The sequence below is a fragment of the Facklamia sp. HMSC062C11 genome, assembly GCF_001810675.1.
GTDB lineage: Bacteria > Bacillota > Bacilli > Lactobacillales > Aerococcaceae > Facklamia > Facklamia hominis.
Map to the genome: position 1 here is coordinate 50,234 of NZ_KV802412.1, position 23,950 is coordinate 74,183.

At 37.9% G+C, this 23,950-nt stretch carries 22 protein-coding genes; 14 read left to right on the forward strand and 8 right to left on the reverse strand.

Annotation, left to right across the window (positions count from 1 at the left end):
• Nucleotides 1-6 precede the first annotated feature (6 nt).
• The 4 genes from malQ to HMPREF2758_RS07315 all read right to left on the reverse strand — a co-directional run bounded on the left by malQ (nucleotide 7) and on the right by HMPREF2758_RS07315 (nucleotide 4,715).
• Nucleotides 7-1,515, reverse strand: coding sequence for a 4-alpha-glucanotransferase (gene malQ / locus HMPREF2758_RS07300; RefSeq protein WP_305773802.1), 1,509 nt, complete (start codon nucleotides 1,513-1,515; stop codon nucleotides 7-9).
• A 116-nt stretch (nucleotides 1,516-1,631) separates the two neighbouring features.
• Nucleotides 1,632-2,660: a BMP family lipoprotein gene (locus HMPREF2758_RS07305; protein WP_070609785.1), complete on the reverse strand. Its 1,029-nt coding sequence runs from the start codon at nucleotides 2,658-2,660 to the stop codon at nucleotides 1,632-1,634.
• Between the two features lie 157 nt (nucleotides 2,661-2,817).
• Nucleotides 2,818-3,732: a pseudouridine-5'-phosphate glycosidase gene (locus tag HMPREF2758_RS07310; RefSeq protein ID WP_070609786.1), complete on the reverse strand. Its 915-nt coding sequence runs from the start codon at nucleotides 3,730-3,732 to the stop codon at nucleotides 2,818-2,820.
• A 14-nt stretch (nucleotides 3,733-3,746) separates the two neighbouring features.
• Entirely contained in the window at nucleotides 3,747-4,715 is a 969-nt protein-coding gene (locus HMPREF2758_RS07315; protein WP_070609787.1) for a carbohydrate kinase family protein, read from the reverse strand.
• 219 nt (nucleotides 4,716-4,934) lie between these two features.
• Here HMPREF2758_RS07315 and HMPREF2758_RS07320 point away from each other — a divergent pair, with 219 nt between their 5' ends.
• The 4 genes from HMPREF2758_RS07320 (at nucleotide 4,935) to HMPREF2758_RS07335 (ending at nucleotide 9,966) form a co-directional block, all read left to right on the forward strand.
• Nucleotides 4,935-6,122: a glycine C-acetyltransferase gene (locus tag HMPREF2758_RS07320; RefSeq protein ID WP_016647576.1), complete on the forward strand. Its 1,188-nt coding sequence runs from the start codon at nucleotides 4,935-4,937 to the stop codon at nucleotides 6,120-6,122.
• Between the two features lie 32 nt (nucleotides 6,123-6,154).
• Nucleotides 6,155-7,114 (forward strand): L-threonine 3-dehydrogenase, encoded by a 960-nt coding sequence (locus HMPREF2758_RS07325; RefSeq protein WP_070609788.1) that lies wholly within the window; start codon nucleotides 6,155-6,157, stop codon nucleotides 7,112-7,114.
• Nucleotides 7,115-7,348: 234 nt separating this feature from the next.
• On the forward strand, nucleotides 7,349-8,557 hold the full coding sequence (locus HMPREF2758_RS07330) for a hypothetical protein (protein WP_070609789.1): 1,209 nt from the start codon (nucleotides 7,349-7,351) through the stop codon (nucleotides 8,555-8,557).
• A 125-nt stretch (nucleotides 8,558-8,682) separates the two neighbouring features.
• Nucleotides 8,683-9,966 carry an MFS transporter gene (locus tag HMPREF2758_RS07335; RefSeq protein WP_070609790.1) on the forward strand — a complete coding sequence of 428 codons (1,284 nt, stop codon included), beginning with the start codon at nucleotides 8,683-8,685 and terminating at the stop codon, nucleotides 9,964-9,966.
• A 241-nt stretch (nucleotides 9,967-10,207) separates the two neighbouring features.
• On the opposite strand, the gene fetB is transcribed toward HMPREF2758_RS07335, so the two are convergent.
• The 4 genes from fetB to HMPREF2758_RS07355 all read right to left on the reverse strand — a co-directional run bounded on the left by fetB (nucleotide 10,208) and on the right by HMPREF2758_RS07355 (nucleotide 13,882).
• Complete coding sequence (gene fetB / locus HMPREF2758_RS07340; protein WP_070609791.1) at nucleotides 10,208-10,975, reverse strand: ABC transporter permease; 768 nt, start codon at nucleotides 10,973-10,975, stop codon at nucleotides 10,208-10,210.
• A gap of 12 nt (nucleotides 10,976-10,987) precedes the next feature.
• A complete protein-coding gene (locus tag HMPREF2758_RS07345; protein ID WP_070609792.1) occupies nucleotides 10,988-11,635 on the reverse strand; it encodes an ABC transporter ATP-binding protein in 648 nt (215 codons plus the stop codon).
• Between the two features lie 253 nt (nucleotides 11,636-11,888).
• Nucleotides 11,889-12,533 (reverse strand): type 1 glutamine amidotransferase, encoded by a 645-nt coding sequence (locus HMPREF2758_RS07350; RefSeq protein WP_006907354.1) that lies wholly within the window; start codon nucleotides 12,531-12,533, stop codon nucleotides 11,889-11,891.
• An 11-nt stretch (nucleotides 12,534-12,544) separates the two neighbouring features.
• On the reverse strand, nucleotides 12,545-13,882 hold the full coding sequence (locus HMPREF2758_RS07355; protein ID WP_070609793.1) for a Mur ligase family protein: 1,338 nt from the start codon (nucleotides 13,880-13,882) through the stop codon (nucleotides 12,545-12,547).
• 230 nt (nucleotides 13,883-14,112) lie between these two features.
• On the opposite strand from HMPREF2758_RS07355, the gene HMPREF2758_RS07360 reads away from it, so the two are divergent.
• The 10 genes from HMPREF2758_RS07360 (at nucleotide 14,113) to murA (ending at nucleotide 23,937) form a co-directional block, all read left to right on the forward strand.
• Nucleotides 14,113-14,691, forward strand: a complete 579-nt coding sequence (locus HMPREF2758_RS07360) for a thymidine kinase (RefSeq protein ID WP_006907356.1) — start codon at nucleotides 14,113-14,115, stop codon at nucleotides 14,689-14,691.
• Between the two features lie 37 nt (nucleotides 14,692-14,728).
• The gene (gene prfA / locus HMPREF2758_RS07365; protein ID WP_006907357.1) at nucleotides 14,729-15,805 is read left to right on the forward strand and encodes a peptide chain release factor 1; all 1,077 of its coding nucleotides are present in this window, start codon (nucleotides 14,729-14,731) and stop codon (nucleotides 15,803-15,805) included.
• Nucleotides 15,798-16,652, forward strand: coding sequence for a peptide chain release factor N(5)-glutamine methyltransferase (gene prmC, locus HMPREF2758_RS07370; RefSeq protein ID WP_006907358.1), 855 nt, complete (start codon nucleotides 15,798-15,800; stop codon nucleotides 16,650-16,652). The genes prfA and prmC overlap by 8 nt, the downstream gene beginning before the upstream one ends.
• Before the next feature lie 8 nt (nucleotides 16,653-16,660).
• Nucleotides 16,661-17,686, forward strand: a complete 1,026-nt coding sequence (locus HMPREF2758_RS07375) for an L-threonylcarbamoyladenylate synthase (protein WP_070609794.1) — start codon at nucleotides 16,661-16,663, stop codon at nucleotides 17,684-17,686.
• 43 nt (nucleotides 17,687-17,729) lie between these two features.
• Entirely contained in the window at nucleotides 17,730-18,959 is a 1,230-nt protein-coding gene (gene glyA / locus HMPREF2758_RS07380; RefSeq protein WP_006907360.1) for a serine hydroxymethyltransferase, read from the forward strand.
• A gap of 24 nt (nucleotides 18,960-18,983) precedes the next feature.
• Entirely contained in the window at nucleotides 18,984-19,622 is a 639-nt protein-coding gene (upp, locus tag HMPREF2758_RS07385; protein WP_006907361.1) for a uracil phosphoribosyltransferase, read from the forward strand.
• 107 nt (nucleotides 19,623-19,729) lie between these two features.
• Entirely contained in the window at nucleotides 19,730-20,986 is a 1,257-nt protein-coding gene (locus HMPREF2758_RS07390; protein ID WP_070609795.1) for a hydroxymethylglutaryl-CoA reductase, degradative, read from the forward strand.
• Between the two features lie 17 nt (nucleotides 20,987-21,003).
• Nucleotides 21,004-22,221: a hydroxymethylglutaryl-CoA synthase gene (locus HMPREF2758_RS07395; RefSeq protein ID WP_083304867.1), complete on the forward strand. Its 1,218-nt coding sequence runs from the start codon at nucleotides 21,004-21,006 to the stop codon at nucleotides 22,219-22,221.
• A 108-nt stretch (nucleotides 22,222-22,329) separates the two neighbouring features.
• On the forward strand, nucleotides 22,330-22,563 hold the full coding sequence (locus HMPREF2758_RS07400) for a DUF1146 family protein (protein ID WP_016647590.1): 234 nt from the start codon (nucleotides 22,330-22,332) through the stop codon (nucleotides 22,561-22,563).
• A 63-nt stretch (nucleotides 22,564-22,626) separates the two neighbouring features.
• Nucleotides 22,627-23,937 (forward strand): UDP-N-acetylglucosamine 1-carboxyvinyltransferase, encoded by a 1,311-nt coding sequence (gene murA, locus HMPREF2758_RS07405; protein ID WP_016647591.1) that lies wholly within the window; start codon nucleotides 22,627-22,629, stop codon nucleotides 23,935-23,937.
• The last annotated feature ends 13 nt before the right edge of the window (nucleotides 23,938-23,950 follow it).

Genomic DNA, 23,950 nt, shown 5'->3' on the forward strand with positions numbered 1-23,950 from the left:
GCTCCTTTATGGGTTATTTTTTTCATTATAGCGGAAATAGGTGGCGGTTAAATCAATGAGAGGTTTTTTTATCGATTCATAGACTTTTGCATCAGTGATACGCCAACGCCAGTTATTTCCAAGTGTTGATGGCGTATTGATGCGAGCCTCATTGCTTAATTCTAATAAATCAGCCATGGAATAAATAGCAAGCTTGCTTGGTGAAGCTGCAATTCCTCGGTTCATAGCCCAGGAGATTGATTCATCTGACCCTTTGTTGAGATAGGAGCTTGCTTGCAGACTGTGAAAATAGTTAGTTGGATTTTGAGCCCAACCGAGTGCTGTTTCATTATCATGGGTACCTACATAAGCAACAGAATTCGCTTGATAAGCATGAGGTAAATGATCATTATCAGCTTGACCTGAAAAAGCAAATTGTAAGACATACATAATAGGAAAATTTGTTTTTTGAATAAGTCTCTGAAGTTGTGCGGTTTGGACGCCTAAATTTTCTGCAATGATAGGGCAAGAACCTAGCTCTTTTTTAAGATGATTAAAAAAGTCCCACCCTGGCCCTTTTACCCATTGGCCGAGTCTAGCATCAGACTCAGTGCCTTGGTAAGGGATTCGCCAGTATGCTTCAAATCCTCTAAAATGGTCAATTCTTAAATAATCATAGAGTTCTAGTGAAAAGCGAAGCCGGTTCAACCACCATTGGTATCCTGTCTTTTGATGGTAATCCCAATTGTAAACTGGATTTCCCCAAATTTGTCCTAATTCTGAAAAATAGTCAGGTGGTGTTCCGGCAATATATTGGAGTTTCTTTTGATCATTTAGTTGAAAAAGTTGAGGCGTTGTCCATACATCAACTGAGTCTTCGGCTACATATAATGGAATATCACCAATGATTTGAATATGCTTTTTATTGGCATAACTTTTTACTTGTTGCCATTGTTTGAAGAAGAAGTATTGGCAGACTTTGTGGTAATTGATATTAGCCGTTAGTTTTTTACGGTATTCATTGAGTGTGTTCGGTTGGCGAACACGAATTGCTTCGGGCCAATTCTGCCATGACTGTCCCTGAAATACTTCTTTAAGTGCCAAAAATAAACTATAATCTTCAAGCCACTCTGATTTCTCAATAAAAAGATCATAATCCGAATCGGGCTTCTTTAAAAAATTATTGACAGCTATCTTAAGTATTTGAGGACGTGTCTGATAAAGCATATGGTAATCAATGGAATCATTAGATGGATCACAGCGGTGAGATTGATAATCTTCTAAATTAAGATAGCCTTCAAAAGCAAGTTGGTCAAAATCAATAAAGTAAGGATTTCCCGCTTGGGCAGAGAAAGATTGATAGGGAGAATCTCCGTAACTCGTTGGTGTTAAGGGAAGAATCTGCCAATATGATTGGCCCGTCTCCACTAAAAAATCGATGAAATCGTAAGCCGACTGTCCAAAAGTTCCAATGCCATAGCTGGATGGAAGTGAGAAGATGGGTAATAAAATGCCACTGGCTCTTTTCATAGACAAATTCCTCCTGAGATAATTAGTTTTATTATAAAGTAAAAGCTAGATAAGGCCAAATAAATATTACATGATTCCATAAAAAAAGCCAGCAGACAGTGTCTGCTGGAATTGAAGATGGCTTATTCAGGTTTTTCTGGCACTTCGATTTCTCCATCAATAATCTTTTGGCGATATTCTTCAACAGCTTTCTTGACTTCATCACTCAGTTGATCAGTGGTTAAGTCAACACCTCCATCTGCTAATCCAAGAGTTTGAGTTCCTGCTTTAAATCCATTAGCAGCTGTTTCTTCCGTAAATTTCTTGACCGATTCACCAACCTGTTTAAGGGTAGAGGCTAATGTTAAGTGACGTTCTTCACCATCAATTTCTACTAAACCTTCAGCGTCTTGATCAAGGTCGACCCCAATCACATATAATTCAAGAGAAGGATCGTTTGATACACGGTCTTTTGCTTCGGAGAAGACACCTTGTCCAGTACCGCCTGAAGCATGATAAATAATATCCACGTTGTCCGAGTACATAGCAGCAGCTAGTTGTTTTCCTTTAGGAGCATCGGCAAAGTGACCAGCATATTCAACTGAGATTTCAATTTCTGGGTCTACAGCTTTCACACCGGCTACAAAACCAGCCTCAAAACGGTCAATAACTTCGGATTCAACACCACCTATAAAGCCAACATGTTTGGTTTTTGTGGTCATAGCAGCAGCGACACCTGCTAGGAATGCGGCTTCGTTATCTTTAAAAGTAATTGAAGCGACATTATCTTTTTCGACAATGGAGTCGACAATAACAAAGTTTGTTTCTGGGTGTTGTCCAGCAGCTTCATCGATAGCTGGTTGGAGTTTATATCCAATTCCGAATAATAAATTAAAGCCACCTTGAACAGCAGTGTTAATATTGGTTACGTAGTCTGAGTCAGACTTTGATTCAAGGTAGTCGAAACCATCGACACCTTTTTCTTTGCCGTTTTCTTCTCCCCATTTGCTTAAGCCTTCCCAAGCAGATTGGTTAAATGACTTATCGTCCACGCCACCAACGTCTGTAATAACGATAGGTTTAACCTCATTTTGAGCTGCAACGCTGAGTGAAGGTAGTCCAGCACTAGCCAACGTTAAAGCTGCGAGAGAAAGAGTGATTCCTTTACGCATATCCATACCTCCATAGATTTAAATGATACCTTAAATATACAGATTTATTAGGTATAAAGCAAGCGGTTTCTGTCAGTGTAGTAGTTTCTTTTTTAATTTTCGTAAAAATAAGGACCTTGATGATTTTTCAACAAGGTCCTTGGGAGTGAAGATAGGGTTATTTAGCTTGATAAGCTAGGGCAATTTCAGCACCGAGTTTTGCATTGTTATAGACTAATTGGATATTGCTATCTAGGGATCGTCCCTCCGTTAATTCAACAATTCGTGCTAGAAGGAAAGGTGTAGATTCTTTTCCTTTAATTCCAGCTGCTTCTTCATCAGCAATGGCTTGATCAATAATTTTTTCAATTTCTTCATTGGGAATTTCGAATTTTTTTGGAATAGGGTTAGCGACCAATAATCCTCCCTTGAGCCCTAAAGTGTCTGAAACTTTCATCCGTTTTGCAATCTCTTCCGGTGAGTCTGCTCTAGAAACGAGCTTATAGGATGAAGTGGATGAGAAGAAGGCAGGTAAATAGTCGGTTTGGTAACCTACAACTGGAACGCCTTTTGTTTCAAGGTATTCTAAAGTGCGAGGTAAATCTAAAATGGCTTTTGCTCCTGCACATACGACAGTTACCGGTGTTTGAGCGAGCTCTTCTAGGTCTGCAGAGACATCCATGTGGTCTTGATATCCACGATGGACGCCACCAATTCCTCCAGTAACAAAAACTTTGATACCCGCTAAGTGAGCACCAATCATGGTAGTCGTTACTGTGGTCGCACCGATCTTTTTATCAGCAATCACTTCGGCTAGGTCACGTCTAGATACTTTTACGACATTTTTGGCAGTAGCTAAGGTCTCGAGGTCTTCTTTTTCCAAACCAATTTTAAATTTGCCGTCCATAATAGCAATTGTTGCAGGAACAGCACCAGCTTGACGAATAATCGATTCTGTCTTTTCTGCCATTTCCACATTTTTTGGATAAGGCATTCCATGTGAGATAATAGTAGATTCTAAAGCGACGATGGCTTTTCCTTGGTCAAGAGCTTCTTGAACTTCTTTTGATAAAGATAATAATGGATGTAACATTGTTTGATCTCCTTTTAATAAAATAGTGTCTGAACGTCCTGTTTAAGTTGCAAAGGGGAGAGGTCTGGGCGCACAGTTTGTGAAGCAGCGACTGTATAATAGGCATTTGCCATGGCATATTTAAGGCATTCCTCTTGAGGCATGCTTTGACTAATACCATAAATTAATCCGGCAGAGAAAGAATCTCCAGCACCTGTAACATCCACTACATGCGGATTTTGTGGTGGCTGATAAAAGTTCGATACGTTTTTTTTTGAACAATATAGGCAAGGACGGCCACCTCGAGTCAGGATAACTTGTTCAATTCCTAAATCTAACCAAGATTGTCCCAAATAGGAAAGATCATGGTCAGAATGAACTTCATGATTAAAGAAACTTTCTGATTCATCTTGGTTAACAATTAGCCAAGATACTCCTTCCAAGTTAGTAGGCAAGTGTTCCATTTTTGGGCCAGATACAGGTATTAAGATCAAAGGAATTTTCTTGGCTCTACAAAGTTTAATCAGAGCCTCAATCCCTGAGTATTGGAGGTTTAAATCTGCCACCACCATTTCAGCGGCTGTCAGTTGATCTTGGTGGCGTTGAATCCATTGATCGTTCATTTTTTTGCAGACCGCCATATCTGCAAATGCAAAGGTCATTTCTCCTTGATCATCTAAGACCGCAGTATAGGATGAAGTATTATGGTCTGGTAACAAATCGATATGTGTTAGGTCCATATAGGAATGACTCGCTAAATAAATGGATTGGTAGTCCGCATCATCTCCCGCAATGGACAATAAAGAGACTTGTTGGTTAAGCCGACCAAGATTTTCAGCGATATTTCGTCCTACGCCGCCGCAAGAATTAATCGCATTGACCGGATTGGAAGTGCCATATTTTAGTGGAGTATCCAAATGGTACTTGCGATCGATATTCATTCCTCCTACACAGTAGATTGACCGTGATTGAATATTCAAAGAGTCTACAATAATAAGCCTCACACCTTTCCATGCTTAATTATAAGGACGATAGTTTTATTATAATCAAAAAATGGATAACTAGCTATCTTTTCATTAATATTTTTGAACATGCTTCTAATTGTGAGAATAAACTAAGAAAATGATAACTAGATTTTTTTTGGTTAAGAAATTGATCAAAATAATTGCTTTTAACATGGAAGCGTTTTATAATACGGTTATTAAGATTAAGGAGGAATTGTTGTGGTACAAACTCTATCTGAATTTTTAACAGAAGCAATCGCGGAAAAGAAAGCTAAGAATCTTTATAATGAAATCGAGCCCTTAGAATCAGCAAATGGGCCAATTATTAGGATTGCTGGCCAAGATTTAATTAATCTTTCTTCAAATAATTATTTAGGATTAGCAACTTCAGAGCGCCTAAAAGAAGCAGCTAAAACAACTATTGATGAATACGGAGTTGGTGCAGGGGCGGTTCGTACCATTAACGGTACATTATCTGTTCATAGCGAATTGGAAAAGAAAATTGCTGAATTTAAACATACAGAAGCAGCTATAGCTTTCCAATCTGGCTTTAATTGTAATATGGGGGCTATCTCAGCTATTATGAATCGGGACGATGCTATCCTTTCGGATCAATTGAATCATGCTTCAATTATCGATGGCTGTCGTTTATCTAGAGCTAAGATTATTCCTGTAAAACACCAAGATATGGATGATTTACGAGCCAAAGCAAAAGAAGCGACGGAATCCGGTTTATATAAAAAGGTAATGTATATTACTGACGGTGTTTTTTCTATGGATGGAGATGTCGCTAAGATTCCTGAAATTGTGGAAATTGCTCAAGAATATCATTTAATCACTTATGTGGATGATGCTCATGGTTCTGGTGTGATGGGTCAAGGAGCTGGAACAGTTAAACACTTTGGTCTATCTGATAAAATCGATCTACAAATTGGTACACTGTCTAAAGCCATTGGTGTAGTTGGAGGTTATGTAGCGGGTAGTCAACAAATGGTTGATTGGTTGAAAGTTGCGGCTAGACCTTTCTTATTCTCAACTTCTTTAACACCAGGTGCTGCTAAAGCTGCGACTGAAGCCTTGACCATGTTGATGGAATCGACCGAATTGAATGAAAAATTATGGGAAAATGGTCGCTATCTCAAAGATAAACTTAAAGAATTAGGCTTTAATATTGGTAATTCTGAAACCCCCATCACACCATGTATTATTGGAGATGAAGGGATTGCTCAAGAATTTTCTGCACGGCTAAGAGAAGAAGGGGTTTATGCTAAATCGATTGTATTCCCAACAGTACCGTTAGGAACAGGTCGGATTCGTAACATGCCAACGGCTGCTCATACTAAAGAAATGTTAGATCAAGCAATTGCTGCCTATGAAAAAGTTGGTAAAGAACTTGGGGTTATTTAATAGTTAGCCAAGGGAATATAAGGAGATTATTTATGAAACGAATTATTGTTACAGGTGCCTTGGGTCAGATAGGATCCGAACTAGTGGGCAAACTATCCGAGATCTATGGTACCGAAAATGTGATCCCAACTGATATCCGTAAGGATGAATCGATGCAGGTTTGCCAGAATCCAAATTTTGAGATTGTGGATGTCACCGATTTTGATCGATTACTAGAAGTGAGTAAAAAATATGAAGTAGATACCATGATTCATCTAGCGGCTTTATTATCTGCCGTAGCTGAAGCTAAACCAAATCTAGCTTGGAATATTAATATGGGAGGCTTAGTGAATGCCCTAGAAGTAGCTAGGGAATTGGATCTCCAATTCTTTACTCCTTCTTCAATTGGAGCTTTTGGACCGACTACCCCTAAAGATCAAACACCTCAAGATACGCTTCAAAGACCTTCGACAATGTATGGTGTCACCAAGGTATCCGGTGAGCTTTTATGTGATTATTATCATCATAAATATGGCCTTGATACCCGAGGTGTTCGTTTCCCAGGATTAATTTCCTATGTGACACCTCCTGGTGGCGGAACGACAGACTATGCAGTGGATATCTACTATCAAGCGATCAAAGAGGGTAAGTACACTTCCTTTATTGATCGTGGAACGAAGATGGATATGATGTATATGCCAGATGCCTTGCAGGCTATTGTTGATCTAATGGAGGCTGATGCAAGTAAGCTTATTCATCGGAATGCCTTTAATATTTCAGCAATGTCTTTTGAACCAGAAGAAATTGCCGCCTCGATTAAAAAATTTATGCCTGAATTTGAGATGGATTATAAAGTCGATCCAGTACGACAGTCGATCGCTGATTCATGGCCCAACTCTTTGGATATTTCTGCGGCTCAAAATGAATGGGGTTTTAAATCAGAATATGACTTAGATAAGATGACCAAAGATATGTTGGAAAAATTACGTGTAAAGCTAAATGATGCTAAATAATTGTATGGTTTGTAAAAAATAGGGGATTTTCCCCTATTTTTTGTTTTATATTGAGTAAATAGTGAAGAATTTTAGAAAATAAGCAGATATTTTAAAGAACACAATTAACTAAAAAAAGGGTTTAACCTTTGATGGACAGGGATTGTAATCGCTTAATAAACAAAAGGATTAGATTGGTTTTTTTTTGTAAAAGGGAGTAAGCTAAAACTAGCTTATAAAAAGGAGCGATAAATTATGAAAAAAACTTTAAAGAAATTAACGATTATCTCAATGAGTGCCTTAACAATAGTAGGTACGGTTCCAAGCTTAGCAGTTTTTGCCCAAGAAGGTGAAAGTGAAGCATCTAGTTCTGAACTCATTGATAGTACGACAGATGAAGAAAATCTACCTTCCTCACTGTTACAAAATTCATTGGAAGATTTACTAGAAAAATTTGCATCCGAAAATCCTAAAGCAACGATTGAAAAAATTGTTGTTAAACCTTTGGATAAGGAAGATCTAGCTGATGTTGTTAGTGACAAAGTAGAAGATATTATTGATGAGGCATCAAAAGAATTAGATGAAGAATCGAGCGAATCAGAAGTAAGCAGTTCGGAAGAAATGACTTCGACTGATGAGGCAGCAGATTCACAAGAAACAGTTTCTGATGGAGAAGCCGGTGATGAAAATGACCTCTACCAAATTGCTTTTCTAGCAAAAGATAGCGAAGGAAAAGCTTTTGTAAAATCTTATCAAAGCGACAATCTATCTCCGCTACCAGAAAAGGTGACTGAAAAATTAATGACACTCTTGGAAGATGGACAGTCCGAGCTTGGATCTGCTATAGAAGCAGCTTCTGAAAAAGTCGATGAAGCAATGGATTCATCCAGCGAGGAAGCAGATGCGGGTGAAACATCCAACGAAGCAGAGTCAGAAGAGCAAGAAGGAATTCAAGAATCCTCATTAGCAGCTTTTGATGAAATTAAGGATAAAGCAGAAGAAATCGCTAGTTACGGTCAAGCCAGAGAGTTTATTTACTCTGTTAATCCAGAGACAATGGTGACTGAAGTATTGGTTAAAGTCTACGAAAATCCACAAGAACCTGAATCCGGACGTCAAGCAGAAATTACTTTGGATGCGATGAGTCTTGAAGTTATTAAAGCAGAAGGTGATTTACCTGAAACTAGCGAGCAAGTTGAGGGTAGTCAATCGGTTGAAGAGCACTCCCAGGAAGCTGCTGCAAGTTCAGAAAAAAGCACCGAATCTAGCGAAGAAAAATCAAGTGAAAAAGAGGCTGAATCTAAAGTAGTAGATGAAAAGAAGGACGAAAGTTCAAAAGAAGAGGCTAAGTCTGACGATAAAAAAGAAGAAAGCAAAGAGTCGGAAAAAGCATCAGAAAAAAAATCTGCCGATTCTAAAGAAGAAAGCAAAACAGATGATAGTAAAAAAGATGAAAAAAAATAGTTAAGATTGTAAGATATCTGATTGAGAGGGCATGGAATATTTCATGCCCTCTCTTTTATTATTCTTGCTTTTTTCTTAGAAAACAGTTATATTTTATGAGTCAAAAAAAGTTAAGGAGTGATAATATGACACATGAACGTTCCCAAATTACAAATGAACAACGTTCAAAAATGAAGCGCTATGCATGGCAGTCTTATACTATTTTGGCTATTATCTATTTGTTTGTAGCATTTCATAGAAATAGCCCTGGCGTTTTAAAAGGTCCAATTCAGGAGACCTTTAATGCCAATACTCAAGAGTTTGCTTTAGTTACATCGTTTTTCTTTTATCCCTATTTATTGATGCAATTACCAGCAGGCATTTTGACCGATAAGTTTGGTCCAAAACGGATTGTTTTATTTTTCACTAGTATTACTGCCATTGGGTCCTTATTATTTGGATTTTCTTCGACCATAACAATGACCTATTTAGCTAGAGCGATGGTGGGACTTGGAGTATCGACAGTCTTTATTGGATTAATTAAAATTCAAAGCACTTGGTTCCCTTCAAGTAAACAAGCATTCATGATTGGGGTAACAGGAATTGCAGCTAATTTGGGTGCTTTGTGTGCTCAAACACCATTGGTATGGTTGTCTGAAGCCTTAGGTTGGAGAATGACTTTTATTGCGCTCGGCGTGATCACTGCGATTTTTGTCTTATTGGTAGCACTACTCGTTAAAGAAAAACCAAGTGATGTTGGTTTGCCAAGCATGGCTGAATTAGAAGGACGTGTGGTCAATCGTCAGCCTGTAAAAGTTTCTCAAGGATTAAAATCAGTATTAAGTAATCGAAATACATGGTTAGCTGCCTTTGTCTTTCTTGGCTTATATACGGGTTATATTGTATTGTTCGGGGCTTTTGGATCAGCTTTTATTCAAGAATTTTACCAAGTTGAATTAAGTCAAGCCTCAGCTTACTTGATGATAGCGACAGTTGGTGCTCTTGTAGCTGGTTTAGTGATTGGAACGGTTTCGGATTCTTTAAAGAAACGTAAGCTTCCGATTATTGTTTTTATGCTATTAACTTTAGTAGCATGGGTGGTATTTGTATACGTTAAGTTACCTATTTCATTATTGATGGTATTAATGTTTGTCTTAGGTTTTGTGATGTCAGCCTTTGTTTTATGTTGGACGATTGCGAATGAAACGAATGACCCACGCTTTGCTGGGATTTCCTCTGCCGTTGTTAATACTATTGGTTATTTGGGATCAGCGATTGCTCCTTCGGTAATGGCAAATATTATTGATAATCAACCGGGACATTATGGTTATCAACAAGCCTTCTTAGTGATCATCGTGTTAATTGCGATTGGAACAGTTTTATCCTTCTTTTTACCAGAAACAAATGCAGAAAATATTTCTGGACATTAATATACAATTTAAAGAAAGCCTCGTCAGTATTTTGCTGACGAGGCTTTTTATGGATATGAGGTTATATTAACGAAATAAGTGTGCTTGAACTGTGATGCTTGATAATAATTGACAAGATTGAAGTATAAAAAAGAATAGATATTTTTTTAAAAAGCGTCATCTAATGATTCAGCGATAAAATATAGATGTAATAGTTCAAGTTCATCTGTTTTAGAAACTAGAACTGGTTGGACAGCCTTTTTTATTTTAGGATTAATTGATAGCGTTCATTGAAGTATGACCGACAGGCCAAGCTACTGGATAAGAAAGTAGTTATGGAAATAGTTCCTATCACAATGAAGGAAATCATTATTTGATACATGATCGCTTGAATTGGATTAATTCCTGCTAAGATTAAGCCTGACATCATCCCTGGAAGTGTAACAATCCCAGTTGTTTTAATACTATCAATGCTGGGAAGCATACCATTCTTGATGGCCATTTTTTTTACTGTTTGACTAGCCTGTGTTGGTGTGGCACCTAGAGCTAACATCTCAATGATCTCTTTGGATTGATCTATGAATGTTTGATTGAGATTGGAAAAAATGAGGGAAACGCCCATCATTGCTTGACCAGCAATCATACCTGCAATGGGGATAACTTGACTAGGAATGAACTGTAAGCTTTTGGATAGTATAAGAATCATTAAAACGATAATCATGGAAACGCTAATGGAGAATAAAGCGATTAAAAATGGATGAGGGATGGATTTTCCGTGTCCAGCTGCATTCCAAGAAGCATTAAAAATAATGATGGCAATGGAAGCCAGTGTGATATATAAATTGTTAATTTGAAAAACTGTGTCTAGAATATACCCAACAGCTAGCAGCTGAATGATGACTCGGATAACAGCAATTGTAATATCTTTTGTTAAGTCAAGATTATTTTTTTTAGAAATAATGTAAGCAATAATAACAATCGAGAAACTTAAGATTAAAGCTAATGGGGTAACCTGTAGATTTTGACTCATAATATCTCCTTTCTAATTATCAAAGGTTTCAAGTGTGACGGTATGGTCACTGTATTGATGATCTTCGTTTGAATGCGAGACGATTAACATATTACATTGTGTCTGATTTTTAAAATTCATGAGCAATTGCCAAAGTTTTCCTCGATTTTCTTCATCCAGAGCAGCAGTGACTTCATCTAAAAGTAAAATTTGAGGTGGAAAGAAAAGATGACGTATTAACCCCACTCTTTGTCGTTCACCACCAGAAAGGTCATGAATTTCTGCATGAAGTTGGTCCTTAGTTAATCCAAGTTGTATTAAAAATTGAGAGGCTTTTTCTGCATCAAATTTTTTTTGGCGAATTCTAAAAGGAAAGGCTAGATTATCATAAACAGATTCTCCAAACAATTGAGGATTTTGACTAACATAGGAGATAGATTGCCGCAATTGAACTGGGGGATATTGGTTAACTTCTTTATCCAAATAATAGCAGTGGCCATCAATGATAATGTCACCTGTATTAAGTTGGACCAGAGATTTTAGTAGGGTTGATTTACCGGATCCGGAAGGTCCTTTGATCGAGACAATTTGATCGGATTGAAGCTCAAAGTTAATAGGTTTAAAAAGTCTTCTCTCTGGAATTGAGACACTGTAGTCTTTTAATTTAACTAGTGTAGCCATAATTCCCTCCTTATTTAGAATTAATATTAATTATACTGTTTATATGCTATTAAATCAAATTGGCAACGTTGATTTTTCTGTATATAGTTAAAGAAGGTTGTACCCAGGGTTGCAACCTTCTTTAGATTCGAATGATGATATTTATAGGGCTTGCCTATGTTTGTAAGCTGATCATCAGTATAATACGTGTTATAAAAATTGAGTTTATCGATGGAATATAAGTTAATCTTTGAAGATTCTTCAAAAATCATTTTTATTTTTTAAGCGCTAAATCGACCAAAGCTTCAGCGAGCCAAGGATTTTTCACTAAAAGAGGACCGTGTAAATAGCTACAGAAGACGTTCTTGTATTGAACTCCTTCCGTTTGATCTTCATTGTTGTTTCCAAAGCCTTTAATAACTTTTCCTAAAGCATTAGCTTTAGGTCCTAAGTAAGTAACACCGTTATGATTTTCAAAACCATGTAGCTTCCGTTGGAAGAAGTCGGAATAGATTTCTATATCTCCTGTAAAACGGCTATTCTTTTGTCTGACCGTATAGTGATCCAAGATTCCTAGACCAGGTATTTTTTCGCCCTTAGCATTGACATAATAATGACCGAGTAATTGATAACCACCACATATGGCTAATACAACGCCATTATTTTCAATGTAGTTTTGTAGATCATCATGAATATGGTGGATTTGTTGAGCGATCACTTTTTGCTCGTAGTCTTGGCCCCCTCCAAAAAAAACTAAATCATAACTCTGTGGGTCAAACGACTGGTCAAGCGAAACCATTTGAGTGGTGACATCGAGACCTTTTTGTTTAGCGGTATATTGTAGTAAGAGCAGATTACCATTGTCACCATAAGTATTTAACAAATTACCATATAAATGACAGATTCTTAGCTGTGTCATTTGGAGACCTCCTATTTTAAATACCCGTGTTCAACCAGGCTTTGTCTTAATTGTAGCATGGCAGTATAAGTAGTAAGGATGTGGACATGGTCAGTTGGGGCATTTGTTATTTTTTCGATCAGTTCATCATTGCTTTCGATACTTTGAATGATGTTCTCTCTAAAACCTGCCACTACGAGTCGCTGAGTCATATCATCTTTACGACTTCCCCCAGTATAGATTTCTTCAATTGGAAAGTTTAGTGCTTTCTCCCAATTAGCGTCCCAAATCCAAGAGACATCGACACCATCTGCATAATCATTGTTAAGAAGACAAGCAAGTGTAAATGGTTTTTTGTCTAATGATAAAATATCGAGAACTTGATTAAGTCCGACTGGGTTTTTTACTAAGTTGAGCAGAACGGTTTTGTTAGCTATTTTTATTTTTTCCTGACGACCAAATACTCTTTTCGTTTTCTTAAAAGAATTCTGGATGGCTTGATCCGATAACCCTAATTCTTTAAGTAGGGAATAGGCAGCTAGAGCATTATAAATGTTATATAGACCTGCGACTGGAAGATCAAAAATAATGTTATTGATAGAGAATTCGGTTGAATCTAGTGTAAGTTTATTTATTTGATTGACTTGGTAGCTCAGTTGAGGACGTTTAAATCCACAATGGGGACAGTAGTATTTACCAAGGTTAGCGTAAGTAATTGACTTATACTTAAGTAGGTGGTCACATTGAGGGCATAATAAACCGTCCGTATTATAATGTGCCTCAACGTCTTGATCTTTCTGATGATTAAACCCATAGAAGACTTTAGGATTGGACAGGCTTGGATCGTTAAAGATGGGTAGGTCACCGTTAAGAATTAAAGTAGCATCTGGAGCAGCAAGGGCTGCATCTTTTAACAATTGGTAAATGGTATGAGTTTCACCAAAACGATCTAATTGATCACGGAAAACATTCGTAAAGACAAAATAATCTGGTTGAACATGATTTGTAATATTCTTTAAAGATCCCTCGTCAATTTCCAACAAGGCGATTCCTTCTTGACCTGTCTTAATTTTTGGAGCAGCTAGAAAGGTTGATACAATTCCTTGTTGCATATTTGATCCGGTTGGGTTACTGATGACGTTGGGACAATGATCACTCATAGCGGCAGTAGCAAGAGCGGTGGTTAATGTTTTGCCATTAGTCCCTGTGATTACTACTAGGGTATAATTTTGACTTAAATGAGTTAATATTTCTGGGTCGATTCTTAGAGCTAATTTCCCAGGTAAGGAAGACCCTCCTTTAGTAAATTTTTTTAAAAACCATAAACTACCTTTGCCGACAAACTTTGCCAGCTCACTCCTAAATAGCATGGGCTCACCTCTTTTGTTTTTCATCAAAGTATATTTTAGCAGTAGTTTTCATTAAATTAAAGCGTCTTTTATCATTAAAATAATTAAGGATTCACAAATATGCTAGTTTAATAAAAATGATAGGATTAACACTTGGTAGGGCTGATTCATAATGGGATTCAAACTTGACCAATACTATAATTTAAATTATGATTAATAGGTTAGTAAGTAGAAAAGGGGAATTATTGGTCGTGGCTCAATTTTACTTTAAGTATGGGGCGATGAATTCAGGAAAATCCATCGAAATTATTAAAGTTGCTCATAACTATGAGGAACAGAATAAGGCGGTAAAAATATATACTTCCGCTGTTGATGATCGATCTGGTGCAGGAATTATATCGTCAAGAGCAGGTTTTGAAAGAGAAGCAGTTCCTGTTCATGATACTGATAATCTTTTTGAAATGATTGCTAAAGCAGCGGATCAGGAAACACTCTTCTGTATTCTTATTGATGAAGCCCAATTTCTAAAGAAACATCATATTATCGAATTAGCTCGAGTGGTGGATGATTTAAATATTCCCGTCATGGCTTTTGGACTAAAAAATGATTTTTCAAATGAGCTATTTGAAGGTTCTAAATATTTGTTAATCTATGCTGACAAGATTGAAGAAATAAAGACCATCTGTTGGTTTTGCCATAAGAAGGCAACAATGAACTTGAGATTTCATGAAGGTAAGCCAGTGTATCAAGGTGAACAAATTCAAATCGGTGGTAATGAATCCTACTTACCAGTTTGTCGGCGGTGCTATCGAAATCCAGGAGCCCTTTAAAGTAAATAATTATCGATTAAGAGATAGGAGTGAAGAGATGTTTGAACAGTTAGATCAATTAATATTTCGATTTGATGAAATCATTGAGTTGATGAGTGATCCAGATGTCATCAACGATTCTGATCGGTTGCGAAAGTTATCGATTGAAGAAGCAGATTTGAGACCTAAGGTTGAGAAGATCAAAAAATACAAACAAGTTATCCAAGAATTAGAGGATACAGAAGAGATGCTAGGTGGAAGCCTCGATCCCGAGATGGCAGATCTTGCGAAAGAAGAATTAGCTAGTTTAAAAGCTGATCGGGAACAACTAGAAGAAGAAATTAGGCTAATGATGATTCCAGAAGATCCTAATGATGGAAAGAATATCATTATGGAAATTCGTGGAGCTGCTGGTGGAGATGAAGCGCAGTTATTTGCGGGTGATCTATTGAATATGTATACTCGTTATGCTGAAAACCAAGGATGGAAAGTTGAAGTGTTGAGTGCCAATATTACAGGAATTGGCGGTTACAAGGAAGTAACTTTGATGATTACGGGGCAAAAGGTATACTCTCAGTTGAAGTTCGAAAATGGGGCTCACCGAGTTCAAAGGGTTCCTGAAACTGAATCGCAGGGACGAGTACATACTTCGACAGCAACGGTTGTTGTTATGCCAGAGCAAGAAGAGCTTGATTTCGATTTAGACGAAAATGATATCCGTGTTGATATTTATCATGCTTCTGGGGCAGGTGGACAACACGTTAATAAGACGGCTTCAGCTGTTCGGATGACACATATTCCAACTGGAATTGTTGTTGCTATGCAGGATGAAAGATCACAATTAAAAAACCGAGAAAAGGCTATGAAAGTGTTAAGAACACGGGTTTATGATGAATTGCAATCTGAAAGACAAGAGGCGTTTGATAGTAAACGTAAATTAGCGGTCGGAACAGGGGATCGTTCGGAACGTATTAGAACTTATAATTATCCTCAAAATCGTGTGACTGATCATCGCATAGGTTTAACTATTCAACAATTGGATTCTATTATGCAAGGCAATTTGGATGAAATTATTAATGCCCTTGTTCTATATGACCAAGCTCAAAAATTGGAGGAACTGAACGGTCATGAATAAAGAAAATAGGACTTTAAATGAAGCCTTGGTTCAGGCTTCATTTTTTTTACATAAACATGGAATAGATCCAGATCTTGCCAGATATTATTGGATGGAACTTTTTGAATGGGATTTAACGCACTTAGTCAAGATGCTCCATCAGCCTATTTCAAATACGATGGTGGCAGACTATAAACTAGCCTTGAGGCGCATTGTGGGACATGAACCCATTCAATATATTACGGGGAAAGCCTATTTTATGGGGCAATACTATCGAGTAACCCCTGCTACTCTGATTCCTCGTGAAGAAACTCAGGGATTGATTCAAAGAGGAGTTGCCTATCTTAGCAATCAATCAACTGCTCAAGTTTTGGATATTGGAACTGGTTCTGGAATCATTGCGATCAATATGAAGATGACACGTCCGAAAGATCAAGTTTGGGCTGTTGATATTTCACCAGAAGCGATCGAAGTGGCTAAAATTAATGCCAAAGAACGTCAGATAGAAATTCATTTTAGATGCTCTAACCTATTGGATAAGATCGAAAAGGACCAAACTTTTGACCTGATTCTAGCTAATTTACCCTATATTGGCTATGAAGAGATGGATTATATGGATGAGTCTGTAAAGCGCTTTGAACCCAGTCAGGCTCTTTATGCAGGGGATGATGGGATGAACTTATATAAGCTATTAGCTGGCAAGCTAGATGCTCATATGAAACGATCATCATTAGCTGTCTTTGAGTTTGGCTTTCGCCAAGGAGAGAAGATGCTTCAATTATTTAACCAGCATTTTCCCAATGATACAGTGTGGATTGAGCAAGATCTATCAGGAAACGACCGTTATTTAATGCTTAGAAAAGCTTAGGAGGAATCATGGAAACTAAAATTTTTAACCAGCAAGAATTAGATCAAGCAGCTAAATTATTGCAAGAGGGTGCCTTGGTCGCTTTTCCAACCGAAACAGTTTATGGTCTGGGTGCACGTTGTGATCAACAAGATGTGGTTAGCCAAGTCTATGAGGTCAAAGGACGCCCTTCGGATAATCCTTTAATTGTGCATGTATATAGTCAAGCACAAGTTGCAGACATTGTTGAAGAAATATCTCCCTTGGCTCAATCTTTGATGGATCATTTTTGGCCAGGACCTTTAACGATTATTTTGCCTGTAAAAAAAGGGAAAGTAGCGCCTAAAGTGACAGGTGGGAAGCAAACTGTCGCTGTTCGAATGCCTAATAATTCACTTTGTCTGGAACTATTAGAACGAGTAGGGGTTCCACTAGTAGGACCATCTGCTAATTTGTCTGGTAAACCAAGCCCAACTCAACTTAACCATGTTTTACATGACTTTAATGGTAAGATAGCCGGTGTTGTTGCAGCGGATAGTCGGTTAACTCAAATTGGTGTGGAGTCAACCGTGGTATACCCTCATAATGGTCGTGTGGATATCCTAAGACCTGGAATTATCGAAGCAAGCCAGATTGAACAGACACTCAAAGTAGAGGTTCGAGTTTTATCTACTCAGCAGCAGTTGGAAAATCAAGAAGTGGCGTCTCCCGGGGTGAAATATCGCCATTACGCTCCTAAACAACCTGTTTATTTGATCTCAGCTAATTATGATTTAAGAAAATGGCAAGAACTACTTGATCAAGCAAAGGGTAAGATCGCTTTGATGGTTCAAGATGATTTGGGTCGGCAATTAGTGAATCATCCGAAGGTGGTTAAGATCTATTCTTTAGGAGAAAAAGGGGATACCGCTTATGCGACTCGGCATTTATATGATGGGCTTCGACAGTTAGAAGACAGCCCTGCAGACTATATTTACCTCCAATCATTAGAAAATGATAAAAAATCGAAAGCCTTTACAAATAGAGCTTTGAAAGCGTCAACAAGTGTGCTATAATTCATCCATAAAGAATTATGATTTCAACGGGAGGTATGACGCTATGTCACAAAACAATAAAGTTGTATTTGATTTGATTGAAAAGGAAAGAAAACGCCAATTGGATGGGATTGAACTAATCGCTTCTGAAAACTACATTTCAGAAGATGTTCAAAAAGCTCAAGGGTCAATTCTTTCAAATAAATATGCTGAAGGCTATCCTGGTAAACGCTATTATGGTGGTTGTGAATTCGTTGACCAAATTGAACAGTTAGCAATTGATCGAGCTAAAGAAATTTTTGGTGCGGTTTATGCGAACGTTCAACCACACTCTGGTTCTTCTGCTAACTTGGCTGTTTATCGTGCCTTTTTACAACCTGGAGATAAAGTATTAGGGATGGATCTTTCCCAAGGTGGACATTTAACTCATGGTTCTCCAGCAAACTTCTCAGGTCAGTCCTATACAATGCTTGCTTACGGATTGGATGAGAACGAACAATTAAATTATGCACAACTTGAAGAAATCGCCCGTTCTGAAAAACCTAAAATGATTATTGCGGGTGCTTCTGCCTATTCTAAAATCATTGATTTTGAACGAATTAGTAAAGTCGCTAAGGAAGTTGGAGCTATATTCATGGTCGATATGGCGCATATTGCGGGGCTCGTTGCAGCTGGTTTGCATCCAAATCCAGTACCCGTTGCTGATGTTGTGACTACCACGACTCATAAGACTTTAAGGGGCCCAAGAGGTGGAATGATCTTGACAGCTCACGAGGAATATGCTAAAAAATTAAATAGTGCTATTTTCCCAGGAATTCAAGGCGGACCGCTTGAGCATGTGATTGCAGGTAAAGCAGTTGCTCTGGGTGAGGTTTTAGATCCTTCCTTTAAAGATTATGCACAACAAATTATTAAAAATGCAGCTGCTATGGCGGAAGTATTTAAGAATAGTGAATTAAGGGTTATTTCTGGTGGGACAGAAAATCATGTATTTTTACTTGATTTAAATGCGCTAGATGTGTCTGGTAAATGGGCTCAAGAACGTTTAGAAAAAGTGGCAATCACAGTTAATAAGAACTCTATTCCTAATGATCAACGTTCCTTCGTTCAAACTTCTGGAATCCGTGTGGGTACACCTGCTATAACTACTCGTGGCTTGAAAGAAGACGAGGCTAGACATATTGCAGATCTTATTATTCGTGCCTTAAAAGCGGATGAATCTGAATTACCTGCATTGCGTGAGGAAGCTATCTCTATTGTTGCCGGAAAACCTTTTAATGCTTATCAAAACTAATTTATTATTATAGGAGGAATTATTTTGGCAAAATTTACGGTAGTAGACCATCCATTGATTCAACACAAGTTAACGATTATTCGAAATAAAAACACTTCTACAAAGGTTTTCCGTGAGGTGACCGAAGAAATCGCCATGTTGATGGCTTATGAAATTACACGTGATTTACCGCTTGAAGATGTTGAAATTGAAACACCTTTAATAAAAACAACTCAAAAACAAATTGCTGGTAAAAAATTAGCAATTGTTCCAATTTTAAGAGCAGGGTTGGGGATGGTCGATGGGATTAATCGTTTGATTCCTGCTGCAAGAATTGGGCATATTGGACTCTACCGTGAACATGAAACGCTAAGAATTGTTGAGTATTTTGCTAAGCTTCCTCAAGATATTGATGAAAGACGAGTATTTGTAGTGGATCCTATGCTAGCAACTGGTGGATCATCGGTAGCGGCATTAACACTATTGACTGAAAAATATGGTGTGGATCCTCATCAAATTACTTTTGTCTGTTTAGTTGCTGCTCCAGAAGGTGTTAAAGTGGTTCAAGAAGCTTTTCCAATGGTTGATATTTATACAGCGGCCTTGGATGAAAAGCTTGATGAAAACTCTTATATCTTACCTGGTTTAGGAGATGCTGGCGATCGAATCTTTGGAACTAAATAATTTTATAGAGAATGATGAATATGAGTATGGGAGGTTGTAGCATTTTGCTACAACCTCTTTTATACTATATAGGACTTGTTTAATTTATAATCAAGGGGGCAGTTAGATTGTGGCACGGTTTTTATAAAAAAGAGTTAAGTATTAGGCGAAAATTGATTAAAGATTATCAGAAAAAGGATATTCCAATCCCCGTTGTTTTGCCGGAATTGAATGCGGATCAAATGATTGAAAATTATCTTTTTAATTATCATTTGCCTTTAGGAGTGGCGCTTCATTTTGAAATCAATGACAGTCCGTATGTGATTCCAATGGCTATTGAAGAACCATCGGTCATTGCAGCTGCTAGTAATGGTGCTAAATTATTAGGAAATATCGAGAGTCGCATTGTTAATAGACACTTAATTGGACAGATTATTGTTATGCAGGTAACCTTAGATCGTGCTAAAGAATTATTAAAACTCTATCGTTCACAGTGGCTAAATTATGCAAGGGAAGTAAGTCGGGATATTGTTTCTTATGGTGGAGGACCACTTGATTTGTATATTAAAGAAGACCAAGGAACGGATTGCGTTTGCTTTTGCTTAAGCTTTGATCCCGTGGACGCTATGGGCGCCAACTCAATTAATTCATGTCTAGAGTCACTAGCACCTCAAATTGTTGAAGCTTGTCAGGGAAAACTGTTAACGGCTATTTTATCGAATTATTCTCCTGATTCTTATGTAGATGTTTCAGCCTCAATTCCAATAAATCGATTGTCTAAGGATTCGATGAAAGCTCGTAATATTGCTCAAGCGATTGTTGAACTCAGTGATTATGCTCAAGTAGATGTTTATCGCGCTGTAACCCATAATAAGGGGATTATGAATGGGGTTGATGCGGTTCTGATGGCAACTGGAAATGATTGGCGAGCTGTTGAAGCGGGTGTTCATGCATTTGCAAGTCGGTCAGGCTGTTATCGTGGATTAAGTCAATGGTTTTTAAGCGAAAATCAATCAGAACTTAAGGGAACAATGCGGATTCCATTGCAGGTTGCAACAGTTGGTGGAAGCTTATCTAGCCATCCACAGGCCCAATGGTCATTAGCTCTGTTGGGGCATCCTCGAGCCAAAGAATTGGCAGAAATAATCGCTGCAGTTGGCTTAGCGCAAAATTTTGCGGCATTAAGAGCCTTAGTGACAGATGGAATCCAAAAAGGACATATGCCTTTACAAGCACGGTCTTTAGCGATGCAAGCGGGAGCTGTTGGATCTGAAGTAGGTCTTTTATCACAACAATTAATTCAAGAAAATAATTATCAATTGAGCCGAGCAAAAGAATTGCTAGACAAAATCCGATATTCATCTGATAATGTAAGTGAAGATTAACTGAAGGAGGTTTTTTATTGAAAACAAAAGTAGGGATTGATCGGATTCATTTCTACCTTCCTCCCAAATATATAGATATGGGATTGTTAGCTAAAGCAAGAGGGGTCGATCCAAATAAGTATTTAATCGGAATTGGTCAGGAAAAGATGGCTGTGACAGATGCAACAATTGATATTGTGAGCATGGGGCTGAACGCTGCTTATCCAATTATTCAAGAAGAAGATAAAGGCCTGATTGATCAGGTGATTTTTGCGACAGAATCGGCTTTTGACTATTCCAAGGCGGCAGCTACTTACCTGCATGAATACCTAGGAATTCATGCATTTGCTAAGTCGTATGAGATTAAAGAGGCGTGCTACGGAGCCACAGCCGCTTTACAAATTGCGTGTGATTACGTTCGGTTAAGGCCTGAACGAAAGGTGTTAGTCGTGGCTTCAGATATTGCTCGCTACGGTTTGGCTACTGGAGGAGAACCCACACAAGGTGCAGGGGCTATAGCCATGCTTATTAGTAAAAACCCAGGTATCCTTGCTGTGGAAGAAGATTCAATTAGTCTGACAGATAATCAGTTTGATTTCTGGCGGCCGGATTATTTAGACTATCCCTTGGTAGAAGGAAAATTTTCAACGCAGTTATATAATCAGTGCTTTATCAAAATAATGGAAGAGGCTGCTAACAAGCACTTTGATCTCTTTGACACTTTAAAGGGTCTGTGTTTCCATTTGCCTTTTTCTAAAATGGGAAAAAAAGCCTTACAAGCATATCAAGATTACTTGACCTCTAAAGCGGCTTCTCTTGATCCAAAGGCTGTGCACGCTTTCGATCGTTGGTTAGAAGTCTATCCTGATTTAATTCAAATAGGTAAACAAGTTGGAAATATCTACACAGGATCTTTATATCTAGGTTTAATTTCATTGATAGTAAATAACACTGCTTTAAATGTTGGGGATAAGTTAGGCCTTTTCTCTTATGGATCAGGTGCCGTGGCTGAGTTGCTTGTTGGTCAATTACAAGAAGACTTTCAAAAAGCTTTGAAGTTAGAAGATTTAAATAAGCGCTTAGTTCAGCGTCAAGCACTGTCAATTGAAGAATATGAAATGATTTTTTCAGAAAAATTACCAAATGATGGCAAGGCACATTTGTTTGAACCAAGCGTTTTGCCAGGAGACTTTTATCTTGCAAAAATCGATGGGCATCGACGTTACTATCAACAATATAAAATTCAAACGAATTAATGATGAATTGTCAAAGAGATTCTAGAGCCTCTTTGACAATTTTTATTTTTTATTTTATCTTTGCTTTTATTTATGCTATGATGTAAAAGAACTAGAAAGGGTGTTTGGATGTCAGCAGTATTTAATGGTATGGCAGTGCTATTAATTCGACTTTTGTTTCTGCTGATCTCTTATTACTTAATGAGCAAAATCGATTGGCGAAAAATCCTTCACCCAAGATATGCGAATTTAGATGTATATCTAGCTTTGATGGCATCATTTGCATTAGCTTATTTAGCTAGTTCTTTCTTTATTACAATCATTGAAATATTGCAATCGATCTTATTGGCATTATTTCTCTAATCATATGATTGGGTGATCGTCTACTCCAAAACGATCATTCTTAAAAGGGGATTAATTTTAATCATGGAAGAAATCATTGTACAAGGTGGTAACCGTTTGGAGGGTACAGTTCGTGTAGAGGGTGCTAAGAATGCCGTATTACCCATTCTAGCAGCTTCCATTTTAGCGTCTTCTGGAAAGACCGTATTAGAAAATGTACCAGTTTTATCCGATGTGTTTACGATGGTAGAACTTTTAAAAACAATTAATGTTTCAGCAGATTTTGAAACACAATCTAATCAAATGCAACTTGACGCTAGTGGTTCTGTAAAAACAACCGCAGATTATGATTTTGTCAGTAAAATGCGCGCCTCTATTGTTGTGATGGGGCCTATGTTAGCTCGATACGGACATGCGAAGGTAGCAATGCCTGGGGGGTGTGCCATTGGAACTCGGCCTATTGATTTACACTTAAAAGGGTTTGAAGCAATGGGCGCAAAGATTTGTACAACGGCAGGTTATGTTGAAGCATTCTGTGACCAATTGATTGGCACAACGATCTATTTAGACTTTCCAAGTGTAGGGGCAACTGAGAATATTATGATGGCTGCAACCTTAGCTAAGGGAGAGACAGTCATTGAAAATGTGGCAAGAGAACCTGAAATTGTTGATTTGGCAAACTTTTTGAATAAAATGGGTGCCAAGGTTACAGGGGCTGGAACCGAAACAATTCGTATTAAGGGTGTTGAACAGTTACACGCTTGTAATCATGAAATTATCTATGATCGAATTGAGGCCGGTACTTTTATGGTGGCTGCTGCCGTTACTCAAGGAAATGTTTTAATTCAAGGAGCTATCATTGAACACAATAAGCCATTAATTAATAAGCTAAAAGAAATGGGCGTAGTGTTTAAGGAAGAGTATGAAGGGTTGAGAGTGATTGGCCCTGCACGGTTAAAAGCGACGGACGTGAAGACGATGCCATACCCCGGATTCCCAACTGACATGCAAGCCCAAATGTCAATCGCACAGTTGATGGCAGATGGGGACTCTGTATTGACAGAGACTGTATTTGAAAATCGTTTTATGCATTTTGAAGAATTAAGAAGAATGTCGGCAAATTTGAAAATTGAACGACAAACTGTTGTTATGTATGGTCCAGCTGATTTATCTGGAGCTCAGGTGAAAGCGACAGACTTACGATCAGCAGCAGCCTTAATCATTGCTGGCTTAGTAGCTAAAGGGCTAACTCGCGTATCTGAACTTAAGTATTTAGATCGTGGTTATTACCGTTTTCATGAAAAGCTAGCTAACTTAGGTGCTAATATAGAACGTGTGAATATTCAACCTATTAAAATTTCGACGCCAAGCGCCTATAAAGCGGTATTGGTTTAGTTTAAAGAGGTTT